This is a genomic window from Halomarina pelagica, from assembly GCF_024228315.1.
In the GTDB taxonomy this organism is placed as follows: Archaea; Halobacteriota; Halobacteria; order Halobacteriales; family Haloarculaceae; genus Halomarina; species Halomarina pelagica.
Window position 1 is genome coordinate 1,162,679 of record NZ_CP100454.1, and the last position, 23,106, is coordinate 1,185,784.

21 protein-coding genes and 1 pseudogene are annotated in these 23,106 nt (G+C 67.9%); 8 read left to right on the top strand and 14 right to left on the bottom strand.

Going from position 1 to position 23,106, the window contains the following annotated elements; genetic code table 11:
- Positions 1-251 precede the first annotated feature (251 nt).
- The 3 genes from NKI68_RS06105 to NKI68_RS06115 are packed head-to-tail and all read left to right on the top strand — an operon-like array spanning position 252 to position 2,935.
- Positions 252-1,136 (top strand): IS1595 family transposase, encoded by an 885-nt coding sequence (locus NKI68_RS06105; RefSeq protein WP_254545389.1) that lies wholly within the window; start codon positions 252-254, stop codon positions 1,134-1,136.
- Positions 1,137-1,155: 19 nt separating this feature from the next.
- A complete protein-coding gene (locus tag NKI68_RS06110) occupies positions 1,156-1,758 on the top strand; it encodes a hypothetical protein (RefSeq protein ID WP_254545822.1) in 603 nt (200 codons plus the stop codon).
- A complete protein-coding gene (locus NKI68_RS06115; protein WP_254545823.1) occupies positions 1,748-2,935 on the top strand; it encodes a hypothetical protein in 1,188 nt (395 codons plus the stop codon). The genes NKI68_RS06110 and NKI68_RS06115 overlap by 11 nt, the downstream gene beginning before the upstream one ends.
- Before the next feature lie 354 nt (positions 2,936-3,289).
- On the opposite strand, the gene NKI68_RS06120 is transcribed toward NKI68_RS06115, so the two are convergent.
- Complete coding sequence (locus NKI68_RS06120; RefSeq protein WP_254545824.1) at positions 3,290-4,528, bottom strand: CBS domain-containing protein; 1,239 nt, start codon at positions 4,526-4,528, stop codon at positions 3,290-3,292.
- 190 nt (positions 4,529-4,718) lie between these two features.
- Between NKI68_RS06120 and NKI68_RS06125 the strand changes: the two genes are divergently transcribed.
- On the top strand, positions 4,719-6,353 hold the full coding sequence (locus NKI68_RS06125; RefSeq protein ID WP_254545825.1) for a vWA domain-containing protein: 1,635 nt from the start codon (positions 4,719-4,721) through the stop codon (positions 6,351-6,353).
- 94 nt (positions 6,354-6,447) lie between these two features.
- On the opposite strand, the gene NKI68_RS06130 is transcribed toward NKI68_RS06125, so the two are convergent.
- The 4 genes from NKI68_RS06130 to NKI68_RS06145 form a co-directional block, all read right to left on the bottom strand.
- On the bottom strand, positions 6,448-7,479 hold the full coding sequence (locus tag NKI68_RS06130) for a deoxyhypusine synthase (RefSeq protein WP_254545826.1): 1,032 nt from the start codon (positions 7,477-7,479) through the stop codon (positions 6,448-6,450).
- A 55-nt stretch (positions 7,480-7,534) separates the two neighbouring features.
- Positions 7,535-8,296, bottom strand: a complete 762-nt coding sequence (locus tag NKI68_RS06135) for a Nif3-like dinuclear metal center hexameric protein (protein WP_254545827.1) — start codon at positions 8,294-8,296, stop codon at positions 7,535-7,537.
- Between the two features lie 288 nt (positions 8,297-8,584).
- Positions 8,585-9,388: an agmatinase gene (gene speB, locus NKI68_RS06140; RefSeq protein WP_254545828.1), complete on the bottom strand. Its 804-nt coding sequence runs from the start codon at positions 9,386-9,388 to the stop codon at positions 8,585-8,587.
- Positions 9,389-9,763, bottom strand: coding sequence for a translation initiation factor IF-5A (locus tag NKI68_RS06145; protein WP_254545829.1), 375 nt, complete (start codon positions 9,761-9,763; stop codon positions 9,389-9,391).
- Between the two features lie 272 nt (positions 9,764-10,035).
- Here NKI68_RS06145 and NKI68_RS06150 point away from each other — a divergent pair.
- Positions 10,036-10,248: pseudogene (locus tag NKI68_RS06150) on the top strand (type II toxin-antitoxin system HicA family toxin); the annotation flags it as partial.
- Positions 10,249-10,267: 19 nt separating this feature from the next.
- Here the strand turns inward: NKI68_RS06150 and NKI68_RS06155 are convergent.
- Genes NKI68_RS06155 through NKI68_RS06165 form a run of 3 tightly spaced genes read right to left on the bottom strand, consistent with a single transcriptional unit; the run spans position 10,268 to position 13,530 of the window.
- Positions 10,268-11,335, bottom strand: a complete 1,068-nt coding sequence (locus NKI68_RS06155; protein ID WP_254545831.1) for an aminotransferase class I/II-fold pyridoxal phosphate-dependent enzyme — start codon at positions 11,333-11,335, stop codon at positions 10,268-10,270.
- Positions 11,336-11,376: 41 nt separating this feature from the next.
- Positions 11,377-13,167 carry an ABC1 kinase family protein gene (locus tag NKI68_RS06160; protein WP_254545832.1) on the bottom strand — a complete coding sequence of 597 codons (1,791 nt, stop codon included), beginning with the start codon at positions 13,165-13,167 and terminating at the stop codon, positions 11,377-11,379.
- 6 nt (positions 13,168-13,173) lie between these two features.
- Positions 13,174-13,530, bottom strand: coding sequence for an Hsp20/alpha crystallin family protein (locus NKI68_RS06165; RefSeq protein ID WP_254545833.1), 357 nt, complete (start codon positions 13,528-13,530; stop codon positions 13,174-13,176).
- A gap of 123 nt (positions 13,531-13,653) precedes the next feature.
- On the opposite strand from NKI68_RS06165, the gene NKI68_RS06170 reads away from it, so the two are divergent.
- On the top strand, positions 13,654-14,916 hold the full coding sequence (locus NKI68_RS06170; RefSeq protein ID WP_254545834.1) for a molybdopterin molybdotransferase MoeA: 1,263 nt from the start codon (positions 13,654-13,656) through the stop codon (positions 14,914-14,916).
- Positions 14,913-16,847 carry a molybdopterin biosynthesis protein gene (locus NKI68_RS06175; protein ID WP_254545835.1) on the top strand — a complete coding sequence of 645 codons (1,935 nt, stop codon included), beginning with the start codon at positions 14,913-14,915 and terminating at the stop codon, positions 16,845-16,847. The genes NKI68_RS06170 and NKI68_RS06175 overlap by 4 nt, the downstream gene beginning before the upstream one ends.
- A gap of 21 nt (positions 16,848-16,868) precedes the next feature.
- Here the strand turns inward: NKI68_RS06175 and NKI68_RS06180 are convergent, their stop codons facing one another.
- From NKI68_RS06180 to NKI68_RS23545, 6 genes are all read right to left on the bottom strand, one after another.
- Positions 16,869-17,525: an HAD family hydrolase gene (locus tag NKI68_RS06180; protein WP_254545836.1), complete on the bottom strand. Its 657-nt coding sequence runs from the start codon at positions 17,523-17,525 to the stop codon at positions 16,869-16,871.
- A gap of 28 nt (positions 17,526-17,553) precedes the next feature.
- Entirely contained in the window at positions 17,554-17,946 is a 393-nt protein-coding gene (gene lwrS / locus NKI68_RS06185; protein WP_254545837.1) for an LWR-salt protein, read from the bottom strand.
- 2 nt (positions 17,947-17,948) lie between these two features.
- A complete protein-coding gene (locus NKI68_RS06190) occupies positions 17,949-18,224 on the bottom strand; it encodes a 4a-hydroxytetrahydrobiopterin dehydratase (RefSeq protein WP_254545838.1) in 276 nt (91 codons plus the stop codon).
- Positions 18,225-18,445: 221 nt separating this feature from the next.
- Positions 18,446-19,909 carry a sodium:solute symporter family protein gene (locus NKI68_RS06195; protein ID WP_254546490.1) on the bottom strand — a complete coding sequence of 488 codons (1,464 nt, stop codon included), beginning with the start codon at positions 19,907-19,909 and terminating at the stop codon, positions 18,446-18,448.
- Entirely contained in the window at positions 19,909-20,139 is a 231-nt protein-coding gene (locus NKI68_RS06200; protein ID WP_254545839.1) for a DUF3311 domain-containing protein, read from the bottom strand. Before NKI68_RS06200 ends, NKI68_RS06195 begins: the two co-directional genes overlap by 1 nt.
- A 107-nt stretch (positions 20,140-20,246) precedes the next feature.
- Entirely contained in the window at positions 20,247-20,378 is a 132-nt protein-coding gene (locus NKI68_RS23545; protein WP_256562677.1) for a hypothetical protein, read from the bottom strand.
- Between the two features lie 118 nt (positions 20,379-20,496).
- Between NKI68_RS23545 and NKI68_RS06205 the strand changes: the two genes are divergently transcribed.
- Complete coding sequence (locus NKI68_RS06205) at positions 20,497-23,100, top strand: heavy metal translocating P-type ATPase (RefSeq protein ID WP_256562678.1); 2,604 nt, start codon at positions 20,497-20,499, stop codon at positions 23,098-23,100.
- Positions 23,101-23,106 lie beyond the last annotated feature (6 nt).

A 23,106-nucleotide genomic window follows, 5' to 3' on the forward strand; every position in this document is an offset into this window, starting at 1 on the left:
GAATCTCACTGGCCAACTATTTCCGGGATTCCACCTGTCAATATTGGCGTGCGCCATCCTCCTCGTAACATACACACTCTACGTCGATGTGCCTGACTACACCGTTACGCTGTTTACTGTAGTTCTCTTGGCAGTCGTTTATCGTCTCTATATCTTTGGTTCGCTCTTGCGTAGGAGATTGTTGATACTGCAGAGCGGTCGCTGCGGAGTCGAAGAGGACAAGGGCACCGCGTCAGCGGTGCCCGACACGAATGATTCCGCTAGATGTGTTTGGGTCGGAATCGGTCGCAGCGGACCTGTTGGCGCAGGTTCGCTGGCGTGACGGTGTTACCTGTCCTCGCTGCCGTTCTGACCGAACGGTCAGAAACGGCAGCTACAGAGAGTTTCAGCGGTATCTCTGTAAGAATTGTGACCGCACGTTCAACGACAAGACGGGCACAATCTTTGCTCACTCGAAGATCGCGCTCCGCCGGTGGTTGTTCTCGATCTACGCGTTTCTCCGGTTTAACACCAGTCTCCGCCAACTACAGTGCGAAATCGAGGTAACACACAAGACGATGCACCGGCGCATCGAGCGCTTCGCCAGAGCGCTCGATGCGCCTTCCCTCGATCTCGTTGGTCCGGTTGAAATCGACGAAGTGTACGTCAACGCGGGGAAGAAAGGCCGCGAGCGCGACCAGGAGTCGCGCTCGCGTGGCCTGTCCACGCGCGGGCGAGGTTCGTACGATGGCGACAAGCCACCCGTGTTCATAATCGCTGATCGCGGGACCGGACAGCGGTACGTGATTCCAGCGAAAGCCGCCGACGAATCGACGATTCGACTCCTCCTTGCTGACCGCAAAGAGGAGTCGCTCACGGTCTATACCGACGGCTTTCGAGCGTACGAACCGCTCGAAGACGACGACGCATTCGACCGCGAATACGTCGTCCACGGCGACGGCGAATACGCCGATGAGGAAGTTCACGTCAACACCTGCGAGAGCCACGCGTCGCTGACGCGACGGTGGCTCTCGCCCCATCGAGGCGTCTCGAAAGACAAGTTGACGCAGTATCTCAGAGCGTTCCAACTACGTCGGGAACTGTTTCGGAAACCCGGTCGAGACGCTCTCAAACACGCTGTTCGAGCGACGCTGTGAAATCAACAATGTGCTACGGATGAGCGTCAGCATTAAATTGCCATTGGATGACGACGCGATTAGTAGAGAGGTCGACATTGTTGCCTACCGAGATGGCTACTTTCGGTCGAGTAACAATACTCCCGATGAGTTGCTAGACCGGATCTTTGGAAACCTCGCAATCATACTTCAATATAGGGACAAACTGACACCATTTAGTGAGCTATTGGAGGATTATATAGGGGTCAAGAGTCTAGGGATTGGAGAAACTAAGCGAAGAGAACGGATGAGAACCAATCGTGCGTTCAAGAAGCTAGTCCAAAATCACTTTACGGCTGTAGACTTTGATGAAAGTGAAATTGAGGTCTGCATGGCTCTTATTGCAAACATTGGTATTGAGCTTTGTAAGATTGATTTGACGCAGGAGGATCTACCAGAAATAGCGGGCTTTGACGGCGATAATATAGATTACAAAGGCAAAATAAGTGATTTTTTTGCAGCATACGCCACCCTAGTGGAAGATGGTTTTCGACCGGACTTTGACCAGGTTGCAGGCCATCTTTATCATATTATGACGGCTTCGGATGAGTATGATACGTTGACTGAGATGCTGAGGTACGTTGAGGAAACGTATGATATCTGATTTTGAAGCTAATTTCTTATCTCTTACTTTAGGGGAGGTGACTCGCGGAAATCCAGTTATAGATATGGAGTTCACAGAGAGTGATATTGAGGATTTTCGTAGTCGCTGTGAGTCTGATTCTAGCTCCAATTCTCAAGTTCGTAGATTCTTTGAACGCTCCGGGTACAGTGTTTGTCAGTCTTGTGAAGGAATTTCTACTCGATGTGATTGTGTAGATTCCGAGCACGCAGAAATCTATCTGCTTTCTCCAGAGGCGATCGTGGAAGACTGGTGTGACCATATCGGTAGATTAGAAATCTATGAAGATTCGTTTATTGAGGAGCAGAAGACAGGTTGGAAAGTCAAAACGATATCTCGAGAGTTTGGTGTTCTGGAATTTAATTTTGTGTCAGATAGCAGCCTTATCGTTGATTTTGACCCGAGCATCTCAAGCAAGGAATTTCTAGTCTCGTTAGTAGAGTCAGAGCAAGTAGGGAAACGAGATTGCCACTTCATGTGGTACGAGCTTCTAACACTCAATGATCACGAAACACTGCTATCGGAAATCCGAGATTCATTCACGATACTGTCGGAGAATATCTGTAGTCTTGACTCAGAGGCGACAACCAATAACGCAAACGCAATTCGAAACCATATCGAAAAATATCTTATTAGTGAAAATTTCGAGAGGGTTGATGCTCAACGCGAAGCAAGCGGTGTAGGCCAAGTGCTTGATTTTACTGACGTATACTCTGCTGTTCAGGCGGGGGAAGACATCGTAGTAATCTGTGGCTGTCAAAAAAGTTCGGATGACATCCACTTACATTATACCGATGGTGAAGAAATTCTGCCAGTATCTGATTGTCAACCAGCCGATGATTGTGCCACTCGGATGAAAGACCGGATTGCTAAAAGCGAAAATTTGAGAGAAAACACATATGAGATGAATGGGCGTACAAGAGCAGTTGCTTTGGCTACGGGCCTTGTAAGCATCGGTCCTCTAATTACTATCGCTACTGGAATTCTCAATCTCAGCCCTGAGAATTTTTCTGGAGAGCCCTATCATTTGGGTGCTATCGTTACCACACTGCTGATAATACTGTTCTTAGCGTTAGTCTTACCCTCGATTAGGATGGCTCTGTTCTCTTGGGACATTCGTAGTCCTCGAACAAGATTCAGGGTCTGGGGTGGTCACTAGCGGCACTCTGATTTACTTGGTTGAATCTGGCTTTGTCATTGATACGCTGCGTCAACACCATCCTCGCAAATCATACGGACCACCTACTAGATTACCATCAGGCATCTATTGGCAGAATATTCTCGCACTGAAAAGGACTTTCGCTGAGGAAGGGCTATTTCTGGACGTTTAATCGAAAGAAGCATATGTTAGATTATTTCATTATTAATGTGGCGATGAGAACGGGGTATTTGGGCGGCCTCGGCACTCATAGGGCTCCTCATCACCGGGTGCCTACCCCGGTTCGGCCCGAACGCCTCGTCATCGGCCGGTCGAGAGGAGACGCCGACGCGGTAAATCGGTTACCTCACAGCGTCAGACCGACTCCACCCACCAGCCGAGCAGGCGTTCGATCTCCTCGCGCTTCTCCGGCGTGTCCTTCCGGGTGTGTGAATCCAGCTCCCGGCCCTTCTCCTCGAGGACGTTCTCCTCGAGCACCTCGCTCGCCTCGCGGAAGGACTGCTCCGCGCCGTAGGCCTCGGCGGAGCCGGAGAACCGCCCCCGGTCGGTGAACAGGCGGACGGTGGTCAGGATCAGCGGGACGCCGCGGAGGCGCTCCTCGTGCTCGTGGAAGCTCACGGTCGCCTCCTGGACGGTCAGGTCCCCGTGCTTGTCGTCGATCGCCTCGATGCGCTCGGCGATGTCCTCGCGCGTGAGCGTCACCAGCAGGTCGACGTTGCGGAGCTGGACGGGGAGTCGTTCCTCGGGGGTCCAGGTGAGCGACCGGAGGGCGTCCGTCTCGGTGACGATGCCGGTCGCGTACCCCTCGTCGGTGACCACGACGAGCGAGGAGACCCCGTTCTCGAGCATGCGGCCGACGGCGTCGGCGAGCGACTCCCCCGGCGTGGCGGTCAGGACGGTCGGCGTCATCACGTCCCGCGCGGGCAGGTCGAGCAGGCGGGCTTCGAACCCCGAGCGCTCGCCGTAACCGCCGGTGGTTCGATAGCCCTCGCGGGAGCCCGCGCCGCCGTGGGCGTCGAACCCCTCCGCGCTCCCGCCCTGCTCGCGGTCCACCTGCCGGACGGTGAACTCGACCAGGTCGTAGACGCTGATCATCCCCTCGGGCGTCCGGTCCTCGATCACCGGCACACGGGTGAACCGGTGCTCGCGAAGGGTGTGGATCACCTCCCCGACGGTCGTCTCGGGCGTGACCGTGACGGGATCGCGCGTGTAGACGTCCGAGACGGAGAGCGCGTCCAGGTTCTCGCGGACCGCCCGGAGGAGGTCCTCGGCGACCACGACGCCGTCGAACCGCTCGCCCTCGAAGACGGGCAGCAGCTTCAGTCCGTTTTCGACCATGAGCCGCGCGACCTCGCGCACGTCCTCGGTCCGCCCGACGGTCGGCGGACTCGTCGCGAGGTTCATCGCGGTCTCGTCCGGCGGGTGGTGGGAGGCGAGCAGTCGCTTCCGCGTCACCAGCCCCTCGAACGCCCCGCCGTTGGTGACGACGACGGCGTCGACGTCCTCCCGCTCGAACGCCCCGCGGAGCTTCGATGCGGTCGTCTTCACGTCCCGTTCGACGAAATCGGTCGTGACCAGATCGGCGATGTCCATTGGCGTCGTCCCCCATCGATATCGAGGACTCAGCGCAATGAGGGTTGCCCCGGGAAGTGCAACCCCCACCGGTGCCGGCCGTCCCGGTCAGTGCGCTCGTCGGCGGAACGTCGATCCCCTGCGTCGGTGTCTCAAACGGTCGTTTCATCCTACGGAACAGTTACCGCCGTGCCAACGTCTCTCACGAACGATGTCAGACCGACTCCTCCCCCTCGCGACGGCCGTCCTGCTCGTTCTCGCTGGGTGTTCCGGTGCCGCACCCGGCGGCGACGGCGGCGGTGCGTCCGGAGGTAGCGCCGTCGGCCTCGCCGTCGGGGGCGCACAGGACGTCAACGACTTCCGGAACAACGTCCACGAGGGCTACCTCCCGCACCCGGGGAGCCTGACCGCCGAAGGGCTGTTCCACGACTACTACTTCGAGACCGGAGGACGCGAGTCGTGCGAGCGGCTGTTCTGTCCGTCTTACGCCCGTGCGGTGTCGCGCGACCCCCTCTCGAACGAGACGGAGCGGTACCTCGCCGTCGGATTGAACTCCGGCATCGAGTCGTTCGAGCGCCCGCCGCTGAACCTCGTCGTCGTCCTCGACACGTCGGGGTCCATGGACGCCGAGATGACCGAGTACTACTACGACAACGGGACGGCGAGCAGCGAGACGCGCTCGAAGCTCGCCGTCGCCCGCGAATCGGTGCTCTCGCTCACGGCGCACCTCGACGAGGACGACCGCTTCGGTCTCGTCACGTACAGCGACGACGCGCGCGTCGTCCACGAGCTACGGTCCGTCGGCGAGACGAACCTGGACGGGCTCCGCGACCGCGTCAGCGACGTTCGCGCCGGCGGCGGGACGAACCTCGAGGCCGGGATGCGCGCCGCGGAAGCGATGGTCGCGGACGTCGCGACCGACGGCGACCGCGAGACGCGCGTCGTCTACGTCACCGACGCGATGCCGAACCTCGGTGAAACGAGCGGCGAGGCGCTCCACAGTCGTCTGAAGGCGATGGCCGACGCGGGGGTCTACTCGACGTTCGTCGGCGTCGGCGTGGACTTCAACCCGCGGCTGGTCGAGCGCATCAACGCCGTCCCGGGCGCGAACCACTACGTCGTCGAGTCCGCCTCGGCGTTCCGCGAACGGATGGACGAGGGGTTCGACTACATGGTGACGCCGCTCGTGTTCGACCTCACGCTGACGGTCGAATCGGACGCCTACGACGTCGAGGCGGTCTACGGATCGCCCGACGCCGACCCCGCGACGGGCGAGATGTTGCACGTGCACACGCTGTTTCCCTCGCGCAAGACCGAGAACGGGACGGAGGGCGGGGTCGTCCTCGTGCGGGTGAACCGGACGGACCCCGAGGCCGATCCGGCGCTCGCGCTGACCGCGTCCTACGAGACGCGCGACGGCGAGCGCGAGACGGTCGAGCGGACGGTGTCCTTCGACGGTCTCGCCCCCGGAACGTACGACACGACCGGCGTCCGGAAGGCCGTCGCGCTCGGCCGCTACGTCGACCTGATGCACAACTGGCTGGCCTACGAGCGCGAGGCCGCGGCCGGCGACCCCGAGGAGCCCGCATCCGGCATCGAGCGCCGAGAGCGGCCGCTCGGCGAGTGGGAACAGCGATCGACGGCGCTCCGCGTCTCGCCGGTCTACGCGGAGCGCATCGCGGCGTTCCGCGACTACTTCGCCGCCGAGCGCGACGCCCTCGACGACCCGACGCTCGACCGCGAACTCGACGTGCTCTCGACGCTCCTCGCGGCGGCCGATCCGAGGAACGCTGAGGCGTCGTCGGGCGACGGGGCCGAGAGCGCCGGCGCGAACGCGACGGCCTGACCCGACGCCGGGTCGACGGCGCTCGCCCCGTTCACCTCACTTCGCCTCACCTCACTTCGCCTCACCTCACTTCGCCCATCTCTCCCCTCCTCGCCTACCCCTCGACTCGTTCGCGAACCCCGGCGACGAGCAGCGGGAGGTAGACCGTCGCGTCGCCGAGGACGGTGACGTTGCGGGCGTCCTTCTCGAGTTTGCCCCACGAGCGCGCCTCGTCGAGCGTCGCGCCCGAGAGCCCGCCCGTCGCGGCGGGGTCCATCGTGATCTGGACGGCGTAGTCGTACGCGCCGGGCGTGACGAGCATCGTCTGGAGGGTGAAGTTCTTCGGGACGCCCCCGCCGACGAGGAGACAGCCCGCGCGCTCGGCCTCGTAGGCGAGGTCGGTCAGGGGCGTCACGTCGCGGAGCGCGTCGAGCGAGAAGGCGGAGGTCTGGGAGTACATCCACGCCTGCAACCCCAGCACGGAGTCCTGCACCGCCGGACAGTAGATCGGCACGTCGGACTCGTAGGCGGCGGCCGCGACGCCCGCGTCCTCCTCGACCCCCTCGCGCTCGTTCACCTCGGCGTTCGCCCGCCCCAGCTCGCGGCAGAGCCGCTCGATGCTCACGGTCCCCTCCTCCGCGAGCGGGGGGAAGACCTCCTCGCGGAGGTGCGACTCGAACGACGCGAAGTGCTCCTGGGGGAGGTAGACGTTGTAGATGCGATCGACCTCCTCGTCGCGGAGTCGCTCGTCGAACTCGCGTTCGGTCATCCCGGGATCGCCCGCTCCCTCGTGCGGCCCGGCGCGACCGTGGTGGTGCTTGCCGCCGATCGCCTCGACGGCGTCGTGCGTGAGGTTCGCGCCGGTCGTCACCAGCGCGTCCACGTAGCCGTCGCGGAGCAGGTCGGAGACGACCCGCCGCATCCCGGTCGGGACCATCGCGCCCGCGAGCGAGAGGAAGACGGTGCAGTCCTCGTCGGCGAACATCTCGCTCGTCACGTCCACCGCCTCGTGGACCGTCGCCGCGCCGATGCCCGCCCTGCCGTACTGCTCGACGAGGTCGCCCACGGACATGCCCGCGGTGACCCGCGCGTGACCCAGCGGGTCGTGCCGGAACTCCTCGCGGTCGGAGTCGGAGTGATCGCTCATTGCCGCCACTCGGCGGGGCGACGATTTGAATACTGGGAAACGAGGCGACCTCGACCTACAACCCCGTCGGGTGCGGGAGGTAGGTCGTCTCCAGGCCCCACTCCGCACACAGCGCCCGCAACGCTCGCACGCCGAACGTCTCGGTCGCGTAGTGGCCCGCGAGGAGGACGGTCACCCCCGCCTCGCGCGCCTCGTGGTACACCTGCTGTTTCCCCTCGCCGGTCACGAACGCGTCCGCGCCCGCCTCGCGCGCCTCGTCGAGCCAGTCCGCGCCGCTCCCGGTGACGATCGCCACCGACTCCACCGCGTCGGGACCGAAGTCCAGTACTCGTGTTCCCGCACTCCCCTCGAGCGCGTCGAGCGAGTCGCGGATCGATTCGACCGTGCGCGGCCCCTCGAACCGCCCGCGCCGGCCGATCGTGACCGGCCCCAGCGCGCCGAACGGCTCTCGGTCCACGAGTCCGAGGTGGTCCGCGAGGCCCGCCGCGTTGCCGAGTTCGGGGTGACCGTCGAGCGGGAGGTGCGAGACGTAGAGCGCCACGTCCTCCTCGATCAGCGGCGCGAGGCGGCGGTACTCGCGGCCCGTCACGCGGTCGAGCCCGCCCCAGATCAGCCCGTGGTGGGTGACGAGCAGGTCCGCGTCGGCCGCGACGGCGTCCTCGGCGGTCGCCTCGGCGGCGTCCACCGCGAACGCGACGCGCTCTATCTCGGCCTCGTCGGGACCGACCTGCAACCCGTTCGCGCTGGCGTCCGCGTCGGCGTACTCGTCGGTCCGCAGGCGGTCGTCGAGGCGCTCGGCGAGCGTCGAGAGCTTCATGCCGGCGGATCGGTCGCCACGCCTAAGAAGCCCCCCGCCGTATCGAAGGACACCTGTCACCGAGAGGTGAGAGTCCCGAGGAGGTAGAGTACGCATGGGCAAGTTCAGCAAGGCGCTGCGCGTCTGGCGACGACTGCCGCGCAGCACGAAACGGCGCATCACGCGCAAGGCACGGCGGGTCGTCCGGCGGGTCAAACCGTAGACCGCGCGGCCCGCATCGACCCGCTTCCGTCGATTCGATTCCTCGCGGTCGGTCCGCGACGGACGACGAGCGGCGCGTCCGTCGAGTTAGGCGTCCGCCGCCGCGTGCGCGAACACGAACGCGCGGAGGAGCTTTCCGGCGAGCGTCGCGGCCTGCCCGTCGTCGCGGTCGTTCACCTCGACGACGTCGAAACCGACGCAGTCGGGAGCGAGCGACCTGACGATCCGGTGCATCTCGCGGGGCGTCAGCCCGAACGGTTCCATCGTGCCCGTCCCCGGCGCGTAGGCGGGGTCGGCGGCGTCGACGTCGACGCTTAGGTAGACCGGCCCCTCGACGTCCGGGGCCCACTCGCCAGCCTCCTCCGGGGGGACGACCGTCACGTCGTCCGCCGCGGCGCGCTCCCACTCGGCCTCGCTGCCGGTCCGCGCGCCGACGATCACGGCGCGCTCCGCGACGTCGAGCGCGTGGCGGACGACCGTCGAGTGGCTGAGCGGGTTGCCGTCGTACTCGCGGCGCAGGTCCAGGTGGGCGTCGAGGACGACGACCGTCGCGGGGGCGCAGGCGCGGACGCCCGCGATCGAGACGGTGTGCTCGCCGCCGAGCAGGAGGGGGAGCGCGCCGTCGTCGCGCACGTCGGCGAGCGTCCCCCCGAGGAAGTCGAGGTACTCGGCGGCGTCGTCCCAGGCGTGGAGGTCGCCCGCGTCGTGGACCCCCAGTTCGGTGAAGTGCGCCGCTGTCAGGTGGTCGAAGTCGTCGAACGTGCGGGAGAAGGTCCGCACGCGGTCGGGACCGAACCGGGTCCCGGGTTGAAACGACGTGGAGACGTCGAGGGGCGCACCGAGGAGGACGTAGTCGGCGTCGTCACGATCGGCGAGCGCCCCGGGGAACATCTATACGATCTTGCGCTGGCCTTCGTACTCCAGGTACTCGATCTCGTCGTTCGAGGACGGGTCGACGCCGTCGGGGACGCGCATCGTGATCGTCTCGTAGGTCTCGAGGTCCATCACCTGCATGTCGTTCCCGTCGACGTTGATCACCTGCCCCTGCTTGCGATCGATGATGGGCACCCACACCTTGGCGTCGACGGGCTGGGTGAAGTTGCGCTTCTTGCTGTCGAAGACGCCCTTGCCCTCGACGCGGGCCTTCGCGCTCCCGTGCTTGCCGGGCTTGGCCGTGCTGTAGGCGTTGATGACGCAGGGCGTGTCCTCGATCATGACGTAGCTGCCCTCCTGCAGGTCGCGAACCTCGGTCTGCTGTTTCGCCATGGATGCGGCTATCCGGGCTGGCAGTATAAACGGTGCGAATCCAGGTCTTTCTTCGTCGGGTACGCCCCGCTGAGACGCGCACCGCCGTTCCACCGGCCCCCGGACGAACGCCGCCGGCGCGGACGGAGTGAGCACCCGGCGAACCGTCTCGCTTCTCTCGCGGATACGCGCCGGTAGTCGTGTCCGCTCCGGTCGATCAGACCGACGACCGAGAGCCTCCGGAGTTCATGCGGTAGGGGACGGTTCGAACCACGTTCTCCGGAGAGGACGTCACCTCCGTGCTCACGACGTTCGGATACGTTCCGAAATCACACCGCGGAAGCCACGTCCGTCTCCGGTACGAGCACCCCGAAACCGGGGAAGTCCGGCACGTCGACGTCCCGTTGCACGACGAAATCAGGATCGGGACGCTCCACTCCATCGCCGAGCAGTGCGGTGCAAACGACTTTCGCGCCTGGTGCCGGTGGATCGACGAGAATCGATAAACGCGAATCGTAGAGGACGCTACGCGTGTCTCTCCAGAAAGTCGTCGAGCCTGGCGAGTCCCTCCTCCAGTTCGTCGGTCGGGAGGCCGAACCCGATCCGGAAGTAGTCGGGTTGGCCGAAGGCGTCCCCCGGCGCGAGCACGACTGACTCCTCGCGGACGACGCGCTCGCAGAACGACCGGCCCGTGGCGAACCCGTCGGGGACGGTGACGAAGCCGTTAACGCCAACCGGGTCGTGCCAGTCGAGGCCGTGGCGTTCGACGAACGCGCGGGTCAGTTCGCGGTGCTCGCGGGCGAGTTCGCGGTTCTCCGCGAGGAGTTCGTCCCTCGCGTCGAACGCCTGCCGGGCGACGTGCTGACCGATCGCGGACGGCGAGATGGTCGTGTAGTCCTTCCAGTTCCAGGCCGCGCTCACCACCTCGGGCGGCCCGCAGAGCCAGCCGAAGCGCAGCCCCGCCAGCCCGTAGGCCTTCGTGACGCTCGTCGTGCTGACGCCGCGCTCGCCCATGCTCGCGACCGGCGGGAGGGGGTCGTCGGCCAGCGGCCGGTACACCTCGTCGCAGAGGAGGTACGCGCCGGCGTCGGCCGCGAGGTCGTAGAGCGCCCGGATCGTCCCCGCAGAGAGGTAGCGGCCGGTCGGGTTGTTCGGGTTGTTGCACACGAGGAGTGTCGTCTCCGGACGGATCGCGTCCGCCACGGCGTCGAGGTCGAGGTCCCAGGCGGGCGGTTCGAGGTCGACCGTCGTCACCTCGCCCACCGCGTCGGGGAGCGAGCGCAGCGACTGGTAGGTCGGCGTGACGACGACGGCGTGCTCGCCCTCGTTCAGCAGCGAGAGGAAGGCGAGCAGGTTCGCCTCTTGCGCGCCGCAGGTGAACAGCACGTCGTCCGCCTCGCGGCCGTACTCGGCGGCCACGTCGGCGCGGAACGCGGGGTCGCCGTTCGTCGGGATCACGTAGCCCAGTTCGCCCGGATCGGTGTCGAACCGCGAGGCGGGGAGGCTCCGGACGCCGCTCTCCGCGAGCATGACGTCCGCCTCGTGTTCGACGCGCGCGAACCACCGCTCCAGCGCGAACGGCTCGATGTCCATGTTCGCGGGGTTCGGCGAGGGACCTAATGGCTGTACGTGGTTTAGACTCGGCCCTCGTCCCCGGACCGATCCGCTCCGACCGGCGCGCTCGTCTCCCCGGAACCGTCCGTTCGGTCGGTTCCGCCGGCGGAATCGGCGGCGGAACTGGCGGCCCCCGCGCTCGTCCCGTCGAGCCCGCTCGCCCCGCGCTGACGGAGGTTCTGCCGGGTGAACTGCGGTTGCGCGCGGATCCCCTTCGGCGTCCGGAACGATCGGTAGAGGAGGAAGGCGGTGAGGAGCGCGAGCGCGCCGCCGACCGCGGCACCCTCGTACGCCCCGAGGGAGTAGGTGAGCGCCGTCGAGAGGGTGAGCGCCGCGAGGAGGAGCCCGAGGACGACGCGCCTCGCCAGCCGATCGACGACCTGGTTCGAGTCCTCGATCCGGGCGCGGACGGCGACGTCGTTTCGCTCGAGTCGGTCGAGCGTCCGCTCCAGTTTCGGGGGCACGCGAACGATCGACTGGGTGGCCCGGTTGACCTCCTCGACCCGGTCCTCGAGGAACTGCTGGACCCCCGCTTCGAGGTAGCCCCGCTCGCGGAGGTAGCTCGTCGCCACCTCGATGAAGTCGAACCGCGGGTCGAGGGTGACGCACACCCCCTCGACCACCGTGGCGACGCGCAGCACGAGCGCGAGGTTCGGCGGGAGCCGAAGCGGAAACTCGTAGATGGTGTCCTCGACCTGGTTGACGATCTGCTGGACGCGGTACTGCTCGATCTGCTCGCCGCGCACGTCCGCGATAGCCAGTTCCATCACGCTCCCCATCGTGTCGCGGTCCGCCTCGGGCGAGAGCGTCCCCATCTCGATGAGCGCGTCGAGGATGGCGTCGATGTCCTGGTTGGCGATGCCGACGTAGAACTCGACGATCTTGTCCTGGATGTACGGCGGGACGCGCCCGCTCATCCCGAAGTCGTAGAAGACGAGCGTACCGTCGTCCTGCACCGCGAGGTTGCCGGGGTGGGGGTCGGCGTGGAAGACGCCGTCCTCGACGATCATCTGGAGATAGACCCGCTGGAGGTTCTCCGCGAGGCCCGTCCGGTCCACCCCGAGCGCGTCGAGGTCGTCGACCTCGGAGATCTTCGTCCCGCCGAGGTACTCCATCGTGAGCACGCGGTCGGTCGACCGCTTCTCGATCACCCTCGGGATGCGGATCGTCGGGTTGTCGGTGAAGTTCGCGCGGATCTCCTCGAGCATCCGCGCCTCGCGGGCGTAGTCCATCTCCTCGCGGATCACGACGCCGAACTCGTCGGCGAGCGTCTCCAGCGAGAACGACTGCGCCTCGCCGACGAACCGCATCAGGAGGGGGAGCGAGAACTTGATGACGCGGAGGTCGGCCTCGACGAGCGACTCGATGTTCGGCCGCCTGACCTTCACCGCGACGCGCTCGCCCTCGCAGCGCGCCACGTACACCTGCCCGAGGCTCGCGCCGCTGATCGCGTCGGTGTCGAAGTCCTCGAAGACCTCCTCCGGAGGGCCGAGTTCCTCCTCGATCACCCGCCGCGCCTCGGGCCACGGCGCGGGCGGGACCTCGTCCTGGAGGGTGGCGAACTCCTCTACGTACTCCGGCGGGAGGATGTCCGGCCGCGTGGAGAGCAACTGGCCGAGCTTGATGAACGTCGGGCCGAGCGTGAGCATGGACGCGAGCAGCGCTCGCGCGCGACGGCGGCGCGTCTCCGGCGAGACCTGTCGGGGGGAACCGAACACCAGGAAGCGCCGGCGGTCCCTGGCGTACGCGAGGAGGATGGGCAGGAACTGCCACGCGACGACGAAGAATCGCCGGTAGGCGCGGACCGTCACGTCACCCTACGCATCGGTTACCGGGATCCGCTCGTCCGGCGCGGTCGACGTCTTCGGCAGCGTGAGTTCGAGCACCCCGCGCCGCATGGTGGCCTCGGCACCCTTCCCGGTCGCGTCGGGCGGGAGGCGCAGTTCCGCGTCGAGAAAGAGCGAGCGGTTCTCGCGCAGGTAGCGGAACTCGTCGGGGAGGTCCTTCTCGCGCTGGACCTCGAGCCGTAGCTTCCCGTCGTCGACGCGCGCGTCGACGGTGTCGGCGGTCGCGCCGGGGAGGTCGACGACGACGAGGTAGGCGTCCTCGGACTCGAGCAGGTCCGCGAACACCGCGTCCGGGAGGTCCCGCAACGCGTCTCGCAGGGCAGACATGCCCGAAGATACTCACGCGAGAGCGAAAAACCCCCCGGTCACGGTCGACGGGAGGCGACCGGCGCACCTCCCGTGGACGCGACGATAGCCGACGCTTTTACCGCGGGGGACGAACGTGAGCGTATGACGGACGTAAGCGAGTCCGGGTTCAAGTCGGTGACCCGGGTGGCGGCGGCGCGCGAGCGACTGCTCGCCGCGGCGACGCCCCACGACCGCACCGATCGCGTTTCGCTCCTGGGATCGACCGGCCGGGCGCTGGCCGCGCCGGTCGACGCCGAACGGGACGTCCCCCACTACGCCCGCGCGGCGATGGACGGGTACGCCGTCCGCGCGTCGGACACCTTCGGCGCGAGCGACCGCTCGCCCGCCGTCCTCCACGAGGCGGGAGACGAGGTGGGCCCCGGCGAGGCCGCCCGCGTCCACACGGGCAGCGCCCTCCCGCCGGGCGCGGACGCGGTGGTGATGGTCGAGCGCACCGAGCGCGTCCCGGGAAGCGGGGCGGAAGGGGAGGGCGGCGACGCCACCGACCGAGACGGCGGCGAGGTCGAGGTGTTCGACGCCCTCGCGGAGGGCGAGAACGTCGGCCCCGTTGGCGAGGACGTGGCGACCGGGCAACGGCTCTACGAGGCGGGCCACCGGCTCCGACCCTCCGATCTCGGCCTGCTGAAGTCGACGGGCGTCCGCGAGGTCGAGGTGTACGACCGGCCCACCGTGGGGGTGATCCCGACGGGCGAGGAACTCGTCCAGCGCGATCCCGCCCCCGGGGAGGTGGTCGAGACGAACGGTCTCACCGTCTCGCGGTACGTCGAGGCGTGGGGCGGCCGGGCGACCTACCGCGAGGTCGTCACCGACGACCCCGAGGCGCTCCGGGCGGCCATCCAGCGCGACCTCACGAGGGACGTGATCGTGACCACCGGCGGTTCCTCCGTCGGCGCGCGCGATCTCATCCCCGACGTGGTGGACGACCTCGGGGAGGTGCTGGTCCACGGCGTCGCGCTGAAGCCCGGCCACCCCTGCGCGCTCGGGGTCGTTCACGACACGCCGATCGTCATGCTGCCGGGCTACCCCGTCGCCTGCATCGTCAACGCCGTGCAGTTCCTCCGCCCGCTCCTGAAGTACGTCGGACACCTCCCCGAGTCGCCCCTCCCGACCCGCGAGGCGCGTCTGACGCGCAAGATCCGGAGCGAGCCCGGCGTCCGGACCTTCGTCCGGGTGCGGACGGAGGAGACCGGGGACGGGCTGGAGGCGACCCCCACGCGCGCGAGCGGGTCGGGCGTCCTCTCGTCGGTCGCGCTGGCGGACGGCTGGGTGGTCGTCCCCGAGTCGCGCGAGGGGGTCCCCGAGGGGGAAACGGTATCCGTCGAGGACTGGGAGTACCAGCCATGAGAAAGGAGTTCCGCGACCTCGCACCGCCGGAGGAGGCACACGAGGCCATCGCGTCGCTCGATCTCGCGGCCGGCGCGGAGGAGGTCCCCCTCCGGGACGCACGCGGGCGCGTCCTCGCCGAGCGGGTGGACGCCGAACTGGACGTGCCGGGGTTCGACCGCGCCACCGTCGACGGCTACGCGGTCCGCGCGCGCGACACCTTCGGCGCGGACGAGGCCGACCCCGCAGTCCTCGACCTCGTCGGCGTCGTCCACGCCGGTACCGAGCCCGACGTGGTCGTCGGCGAGGGCGAGTGCGCCGAGATCTCGACCGGCGCGGTCCTGCCCGACGGTGCCGACGCGGTCGTGATGGTCGAGCGGACGAGCGAGCGCGACGGGGCGATCGAGATCCGCACCGGCGTCGCGCCGGGCGACCGCGTCATGTTCGCCGGGGCGGACGTGGCGGCGGGCGAGCGGGCGCTCGGCCCCGGGACGCGGCTCACCCCGCGCGAGATCGGCCTCCTGTCGGCGCTCGGCGTCGAGGAGGTGCCCGTCCGCGCGCGGCCCCGGGTGGGGATCGTCTCGACCGGCGACGAACTCGTGCGCCCGGGGGAACCGCTCTCCAGCGCCGCCGGCGAGATCTACGACGTCAACAGCTACACGATCGCCACCGGCGTCGAGGAGGCCGGCGGGGAGGCCGTCCTCTACCCGCACGCCGGCGACGACTACGACCAGATGGAGCGGTTGCTCGTGCGGGCCGCCGAGGAGTGCGACCTCGTACTCTCCTCCGGGTCGACGAGCGCGAGCGCCGTGGACGTCATCTACCGAGTGGTAGAGGAGCAGGGCGAACTCCTGCTCCACGGCGTCGCCGTCAAGCCGGGCAAGCCGATGCTCGTCGGCCGCCTCGAACGGTCGGCGTACGTCGGCCTCCCCGGCTACCCCGTCTCCGCGCTCACCATCTTCTCGACGTTCGTCGCGCCCGCGATCCGGCGCGCGGCGGGCGTCCCCGAACCGGCGGCGGCGACCGTCGAGGGGCGGATGGCGACCCGGGAGCGCTACGCCGAGGGACGGCTGCGGCTGATGCCCGTCGGGCTGGTCGAGAGCGGGCCGACCGTGTCGGCCCGAGACGGGGGCGGTGAAACCGCCGGGGACGACGGAGGCGACGGCGCGGGCGAGACGCTCGTCTACCCGGTCGACAAGGGGAGCGGCGCGACGACGAGCCTCGTGGAGGCCGACGGCATCGTCGAGATGCACCCCGACACGGGCTACCTCGACGCCGGCGAGCGCGTCGAGGTGCGCCTGTTCTCGCCGGACGTGCGCGTCCCCGCGCTCTTCGCCGTCGGCGAGGACGATCCCGCCCTCTCGCGCATGCTCGATCGGATCGACCGACCCCGGTTCATCGCGTTCGGGAGCCGCGAGGGGTTGCGCCGCCTGCGCAACGGCGTCCCCGACGTGGCGGTGACGACCGTCGGCGGTGCGCCCGGCTTCGAGACGGCCGAACTCGGGTCGTGGACCCGCGAGTGGGGGCTCGTCGTCCCGGCCGGGAACCCCGACGGCGTGACCGGTCTCGCCGACCTCGTCGACCAGGACCTGCGCTTTATCAACCGCACGTCGGCGTCCGGCCTGCGGACGAGTCTGACGGAGGCGCTGGCCGACCTCGCCGAGGAGCGCGGCGCGAGCCGACACGACGTCGTCGACGCTATCGACGGGTTCGAGGCGGGCGTCCGCGCCCACGAGAGCCCGGCGCGGAAGGTCCTCGCGGGGGACGCCGACGTCGGCCTCGGCCTGCGGGCGACGTCGGCGCGGCTCGACGTGGACTTCGTCCCGGTCGGGACGGAGACGGTCCGCGCGTTCTCGACCCCGGATCGCGCGGGGAAGCCGGCGGTGCGGGCGCTCGCCGCCGCCATCGACGACGGCGACGCGTTCGACGACCTCCCCGGTTACGACGGCTGAGCCGGCGAGCGCCCGCGCGCTTCAGTCGCTCGCGGGGGGCTCGTCGATCAGTTCGTCCAGTCGCGTCACCCGGCGGTCCCCGAGGACGCACAGTCCGCGGCGGTCGTGGCCGTGGCGCTCGACGTGGATCCCGTCGAGCCCCGCGTTCCACGCCGCGCCGACGTCCTGCGGGCCGTCGCCGACGAGGACGCCGCGCTGGCCGTCGGCGGCGTCGACGCCGAGTCCCGCCATCGCCGTCCTGACGGGCGCTGGATCCGGCTTCCAGCCGAGTTCGTCCGTGCAGCAGACGACGGCGTCGAACCAGTCTGCGATCCCGAGGTGGGAGAGCGCCGCGTCCGTGAGCCACTGCTGGGAGTGGGTGACGAGGCCGGTCGGTCGGGCGAGTTCGCCGACGAAGGCGGCGTCGTCGTAGAGGTAGGAGTGCTCGGCGCGAGCGATCGGATCCTCGACCTCGTGGAAGACCGTCCAGAAGCTCGTCGGGTCGAGACCGAGCGCCGCAAGGAACTCGCTGCGCGTGCCGCCGAGGCCGTACCAGATCGCCTCGGCCTCTGCCTCCGAGAAGCCGTAGCCGACCCGGTCGCCGACCTCGCGCATCACCTCGTGGAGGTAGCCGCGCTCGACGTCGATGAGCGTCCCGTCGAGGTCGAGCAGCCAGAAGTCGTACGAAGTGGCCGACATTGAGGGCCGTCACCTACGGTATCGAACGCTATGAGCCTTCCGGACGCACGTGGACGGAACTCCCGAGGTAGTTCCTGATCACCGCCTGTGGCGTGTCGGCGTTACCGAACGTTCCGCGGGGGAGTTCCTCGGCGATGGCCTCCTTCAACGCCGCGAGGTGCTCCGCGCCGGTCCGCAGTTCGCGGAACTCGATCGACTCGACCGGGACGCCGAGCGCCTCCTCGGCGAGTTCGCGGAGGTGCGCGGGGTCGTTCGCCTCGCCGCGCCAGAGGTTGTCCCGGAAGAAGAGCCAGCCCTCCTCTCCGGGTGGATCGGCGGCGCGCTCCATCGTCGTCTCGAACGTCCGCGGGGCGAGCGCGACGTTCTCGGCCCGCGGGTCGAGGCGGAACCGCACCCGGAAGACGTACGCGGCGTCAAGCACGGCTAGGCGAGGTCGTCGAACCGGGCCGCGAGGTCGACGTCCTTTCCGGTGATGCCGCCCTCCTCGTGGCTCGTGAGGCGGACCTCGACCTCCCGCCACCCGATGGTGATCTCGGGGTGGTGGAACGCCTCCTCGGCGAGGCCCGCGATGCCGGCGGCGAAGCCGACCCCCGCGAGGTAGGCGTCGAACTCGAACGTGCGGACGAGTTCGTCGCCCTCGCGTTCCCAGTCGTCCGGCGCGCGCTCCTGGATCTCCTCGTCGCTCAGCAGGTCTGCCATGGGCGGGGGTACGGCCGCGACCCCGATAAGCGTGGGTGGCGGGGGGAAGGGGGAGACAGGGGCGGGGGCGGGGGGCGAACAGGCGGCGCGCTCGGCCGGTCGGCGGACTCACCGGCCCGACGACGCCGCGGGCGGGCGCGCCGCGCTCCCGCTGACCGCCCGCGGCCGGGGTCAGGTCACGGGGACGCTGGTCCCGTTCTCGGATAAGAAGGTTCGCTCGATCAGTCCGCTCGCAGCCCCTCGAAGTAGACGGCGCGCCGCTCCGTCTCGGCGGGCGTCGTCACGAGCGAGACGCCCAGGGTGAGCAGGAGGCCGAGCCCCATGCCGACGATCGACCCGCTCCAGCCCGCGTAGCTCCCGGGCACCTGCGCGAGGAAGACGCTCGCCAGGTAGAACGCCTGGCTGCCGACGATACCGGCGGTGATGCCGGCGCGCGTGGTGCGCGTCCAGTAGAGCGCGACGACGACGGGCAACGCGAGCTGGGCGAACCCGCCGAAGGCCGTGTCGCCGATCTGCAGGAGCGTCGCGTTGGTGTGTAGGCTGAGGACGAACGCGCCGAGCGCGAAGGCCACGACGCCGAGGCGGGCGACCAGCGCCTCGCGGTCGGACGCGCCGACGAGCGGTCGGTAGAGGTCCCGCGTGAGGTACGACGACCCCGAGAGGAGCATCGAATCGGAGGAGGACATCATCGCGGCGAGCGCGCCCGCGATGACGACGGCCGCGAACCACGGGGCGGTGTACTCCCCGAGGAGGATCGGGAGGACGTTGCTCCCCTCGGGCACCTGCACGCCGAGGCCCCTCGCCCACGCGCCGAGCATGAACGCGGGGACGAACAGCAGGAGGACGAGGACGGGCCACAGGCTGAAGGTGCGCTGCAGCGTCTCCTTCGACCCCGCCGCGAAGAAGCGCTGGTTGATCTGGGGGAACATCGTGACGCCGAAGGCGATGCTCACCGCCGTCGAGACGACGTACTGCGGCGTGTACGCGCCCCCGCCGAGGGCGAGGAATTCGGGGGCAGCCTCGCCCATGCGGGCGGTGGCGACGCCCGGTCCGCCCACCTCGGCGAGCACCCAGAGGACGGCGAGCCACACGACCGAGAGCATGAACGCGCCCTGGAGCGTGTCGGTCCAGGCGACCCCGCGCATCCCCGAGATGGCGACGTAGAGGATCATGAACAGCGTGATGACCAGCGCGCCGGCCCAGTACGGCACCGCGCCGTCCGTGAGCGCTTCGAGGGCGATGCCCGCGCCGCGCTGCTGGAGCATCACGTAGGGGAACAGCCAGAAGAGGCTGATGCCGGCCACGAGGCCGCGGAGGGGCTTCGAGCCGAAGCGATCGCCGAGCATCTCCCCGAGCGTGACGTACCCCCGCGTGCGTCCGACGAGCCACTGCTTGTAGCCGACGACGTACCAGAGGACGGCGAACAGGAGGCCGTCCATCACGCCCATGACGAGGATCCACTCGGGGCCGATCGAGTAGGCGATGTTCGGCCCGGCGAAGAAGGTGAACGCCGAGAGGAGCGTCGCGAACGTCGTGAACAGCAGCACGACCGTCCCGAGCGTCCGGCTGGCGAGGTAGTAGTCCTCCGCGGTGTCCTCGGTGAGGCGGTACGCGACGACGCCGACGGCGAGCGCGATCCCGAGGTACGCCCCTACGATTGCGAGTTGCAGGTGGAGTCGCGCGATCACGCGCGATCACCCCCCGGTCGATCGGTCTCGACGCCGACGCCCCACGCTCGACGGGCGAACGTCCGGAAGACGACCGCCGCGAGCACCATCCAGCCGACGTGCCACCAGAGCCACACCGGCAGGCCGAACGCGACGGCGCTGTCGCGCCAGAGGAACCACGGCACGCCGAGGGCGACGAGCGTCGTCAGTACCACCGCCCAGAGTATCACCGCTCGCTGCTTGGTCATCGGTGGCACCGGTTGTCGACAGAGGGACGTAAATGTTGCTGTTCACCAACGATAGCAGAATTTGAAGAAGAATTATCTTCGAACCCCCCGATACAGCGGTACTTCGTTCAGTAGGTCCGCGCGCCGTTCGGTACTCGCCGTTCGGGTCGGAGGTGGACGACGCCGTCCGCGCGATCGACGCCGGTGACGGGGCGCTGACTCCCGAGGTCCGCGACGGCCACCGTCCCGAGGTTCACCACCGCGACGACCTGCCCGACAGGGTTGTTAACTTATTCGCCGAAGATTAGCAATGATTCAGCTTACATCGGCCATTTATAACAGCTAGGTTAATACTCGGGCGTCGACTACACACGGCTAATGAGCGATAAGGCGGATCGAGAGCGCACACCTGCGGATTCGAACCGGACGCCCGAGCGGTCCGACGGCCGCGTCGTTCGGCTTTCGGTGCCGGAGATGGACTGTCCGTCGTGCGCCGGGAAGGTGACGGGGAGCGTCGAGCGACTCGACGGGGTCCGCGACCTCGACCCGCGCCCGGCGACGGGCACGCTCGTCGTCGAGTACGACCCCGCGGTGACGGACGCGGCCGCCATCGGAGAGCGCGTCGAGAGCGCGGGCTATCGCGTCGAACCGGACGCCGAGGCGGCCACGGTCCGGTTCTCGGTGCCGGGGATGGACTGCCCGTCGTGCGCGGGAGCGGTCGAGAAGGCGCTCGAGCGCGTCGAGGGCGTCGAGGCCTCTGACCCCCGGCCCGCGACGGGGACCGTCGTCGTCACCTACGATCCCGAGCGCGTCTCGACCGACCGCCTCGCCGCCGCGATCGAGGGCGCGGGCTACGAGGTCGCGGGGAGAGAAGGCGACGACGACGCTGGCGACTCGGAGAGCGTCTGGCGTAGCCCGCGGGCGATCAAGACGTGGCTCAGCGGCGCGTTCGTCGCGTTCGGGTTGCTCTTCGAGTTCCTCCTGCCGGGAGCGGACGTCGCGGTCGCGACCGTCCTCGGGAGCACCCTCCACGTCGCGGACGTGCTGTTCCTGCTCGCGGTCGCCGCCGGCGGTCAGGAGATCGTCCGCAACGGCTACTACTCGGCGCGCACCCGGAGCCTCGACATCGACCTCCTGATGAGCGTCGCCATCCTCGGCGCGCTCGTCGCCAGCGTCGCCTTCGGGGAGGCGCTGTACTTCGAGGCCGCGACGCTCGCGTTCCTGTTCAGCGTCGCCGAACTCCTGGAGCGCTACTCGATGGACCGGGCGCGGAACTCGCTGCGCGAGCTGATGGACCTGTCGCCGGCGGAGGCGACCGTCCGGCGCGACACCGGCACGTCGGAGACGTCCCGAGCAGACGGCGAAGCCGCCGACGGCCAGGAGGTCACCGTTCCCGTCGAGGAAGTCGCCGTCGGCGAGACGGTGTTAGTGCGCCCCGGCGAGCAGATCCCCCTCGACGGGGAGGTGATCGAGGGGTCGAGCGCGGTGAACCAGTCGCCGATCACGGGTGAGTCGGTCCCGGTGGACAAGGCGGTCGGTGACGAGGTCTACGCCGGCACGATCAACCAGGAAGGGTACCTGGAGGTGCGGACCACCGCGGCGGCCGACGACACCACCCTCGCGCACATCGTCCGACTCGTCGAGGACGCGCAGGCCGACCGGACCGAGCGCGAGCAGTTCGTCGACCGCTTCGCGAACTGGTACACGCCGACCGTGGTGCTGTTCGCGGTCCTCGTCGCGGTCGTCCCGCCCCTCGCGCTCGGCGCGTCCTGGGTGACGTACCTCGTCTACGGCCTCACGCTCCTGGTGCTCGCCTGTCCGTGCGCGTTCGTCATCTCGACGCCGGTGTCGGTGGTCTCGGGGATCACCAGCGCGGCGAACAACGGCGTGCTCATCAAGGGAGGATCGTACCTGGAGGCGATGGGGGCGATCGACGTCGTCGCCTTCGACAAGACCGGCACCCTCACCACCGGCGACCTCGCCGTCACCGACGTCGTCCCCCTCAACGGCAACACAGCGGAGGACGTCCTCCGGTGCGCGCGCGGCCTGGAAGCGCGCAGCGAGCACCCCGTCGCCCAGGCCATCGTCGCGCGCGCCGAGGGCGTCGGATCGCGCGACGTGAGCGAGTTCGAGAGCCTGACGGGCCGGGGCGTCCGCGCCGACCTCGACGGGACCACCCACTACGCCGGCAAACCGGGGCTGTTCGAGGAGTTGGGTTTCGACCTCTCGCACGTCCACGCCACTACCGACGGCGGGGTCGTCACGCGCACCGCCACGCGCCTCTGCGAGCGGAACGACTGCCTCGATCTGCTCGAGGACACGGTTCCGGCGCTCCAGGCCGAGGGCAAGACCGTGGTCCTCGTCGGGACCGAGGACGAACTCGAGGGCGTCGTCGCGGTGGCGGACGAGGTGCGTCCGGAGGCGCGCCGGACCGTCGCACGCCTGAAGGAACTGGGCGTCTCGCGGACGGTGATGCTGACGGGCGACAACGAACGAACCGCCCGCGCGATCGCCGACCGCGTCGGCGTCGACGACGTCCGCGCCGGCCTCCTCCCCGACCAGAAGGTCGACGCAATCGAGGAGCTGACCGAGCAGTTCGACGGCGTGGCGATGGTGGGCGACGGCATCAACGACGCGCCGGCGCTCGCCACCGCCACCGTCGGCATCGCCATGGGCGCGGCCGGTACCGACACCGCCCTCGACACCGCCGACATTGCCCTCATGGGCGACGACCTCGCCAAGCTCCCCTACCTCTACCGCCTCTCGCACACCGCCACTCGGGTCATCCGGCAGAACGTCTGGCTCAGCCTCGGCGCGAAGGCCGCCCTCGCACTCGGCGTTCCGTTCGGCCTCGTCCCCATCTGGGCCGCCGTCCTCCTGGGCGACGCGGGGATGACCGTGGGCGTCACGGGCAACGCGATGCGCCTCTCGCGCATCGAACCGGAGCCCGTCGATCGGATCGCCGACGGAGCCACGAACTGACGACTG

Excerpts from the sequence above, each read along its gene's own strand:
- NKI68_RS06105 (WP_254545389.1), top strand. The coding sequence starts at position 252 with ATGATTCCGCTAGATGTGTTTGGGTCGGAATCGGTCGCAGCGGACCTG.
- NKI68_RS06110 (WP_254545822.1), top strand. The coding sequence starts at position 1,156 with ATGAGCGTCAGCATTAAATTGCCATTGGATGACGACGCGATTAGTAGA.
- NKI68_RS06115 (WP_254545823.1), top strand. The coding sequence starts at position 1,748 with ATGATATCTGATTTTGAAGCTAATTTCTTATCTCTTACTTTAGGGGAG.
- NKI68_RS06120 (WP_254545824.1), bottom strand. The coding sequence starts at position 4,528 with ATGGACATCGCCGATCTGGTCACGACCGATTTCGTCGAACGGGACGTG.
- NKI68_RS06125 (WP_254545825.1), top strand. The coding sequence starts at position 4,719 with ATGTCAGACCGACTCCTCCCCCTCGCGACGGCCGTCCTGCTCGTTCTC.
- NKI68_RS06130 (WP_254545826.1), bottom strand. The coding sequence starts at position 7,479 with ATGAGCGATCACTCCGACTCCGACCGCGAGGAGTTCCGGCACGACCCG.
- NKI68_RS06135 (WP_254545827.1), bottom strand. The coding sequence starts at position 8,296 with ATGAAGCTCTCGACGCTCGCCGAGCGCCTCGACGACCGCCTGCGGACC.
- speB (WP_254545828.1), bottom strand. The coding sequence starts at position 9,388 with ATGTTCCCCGGGGCGCTCGCCGATCGTGACGACGCCGACTACGTCCTC.
- NKI68_RS06145 (WP_254545829.1), bottom strand. The coding sequence starts at position 9,763 with ATGGCGAAACAGCAGACCGAGGTTCGCGACCTGCAGGAGGGCAGCTAC.
- NKI68_RS06155 (WP_254545831.1), bottom strand. The coding sequence starts at position 11,335 with ATGGACATCGAGCCGTTCGCGCTGGAGCGGTGGTTCGCGCGCGTCGAA.
- NKI68_RS06165 (WP_254545833.1), bottom strand. The coding sequence starts at position 13,530 with ATGTCTGCCCTGCGAGACGCGTTGCGGGACCTCCCGGACGCGGTGTTC.
- NKI68_RS06170 (WP_254545834.1), top strand. The coding sequence starts at position 13,654 with ATGACGGACGTAAGCGAGTCCGGGTTCAAGTCGGTGACCCGGGTGGCG.
- NKI68_RS06175 (WP_254545835.1), top strand. The coding sequence starts at position 14,913 with ATGAGAAAGGAGTTCCGCGACCTCGCACCGCCGGAGGAGGCACACGAG.
- NKI68_RS06180 (WP_254545836.1), bottom strand. The coding sequence starts at position 17,525 with ATGTCGGCCACTTCGTACGACTTCTGGCTGCTCGACCTCGACGGGACG.
- NKI68_RS06190 (WP_254545838.1), bottom strand. The coding sequence starts at position 18,224 with ATGGCAGACCTGCTGAGCGACGAGGAGATCCAGGAGCGCGCGCCGGAC.
- NKI68_RS06200 (WP_254545839.1), bottom strand. The coding sequence starts at position 20,139 with ATGACCAAGCAGCGAGCGGTGATACTCTGGGCGGTGGTACTGACGACG.
- NKI68_RS06205 (WP_256562678.1), top strand. The coding sequence starts at position 20,497 with ATGAGCGATAAGGCGGATCGAGAGCGCACACCTGCGGATTCGAACCGG.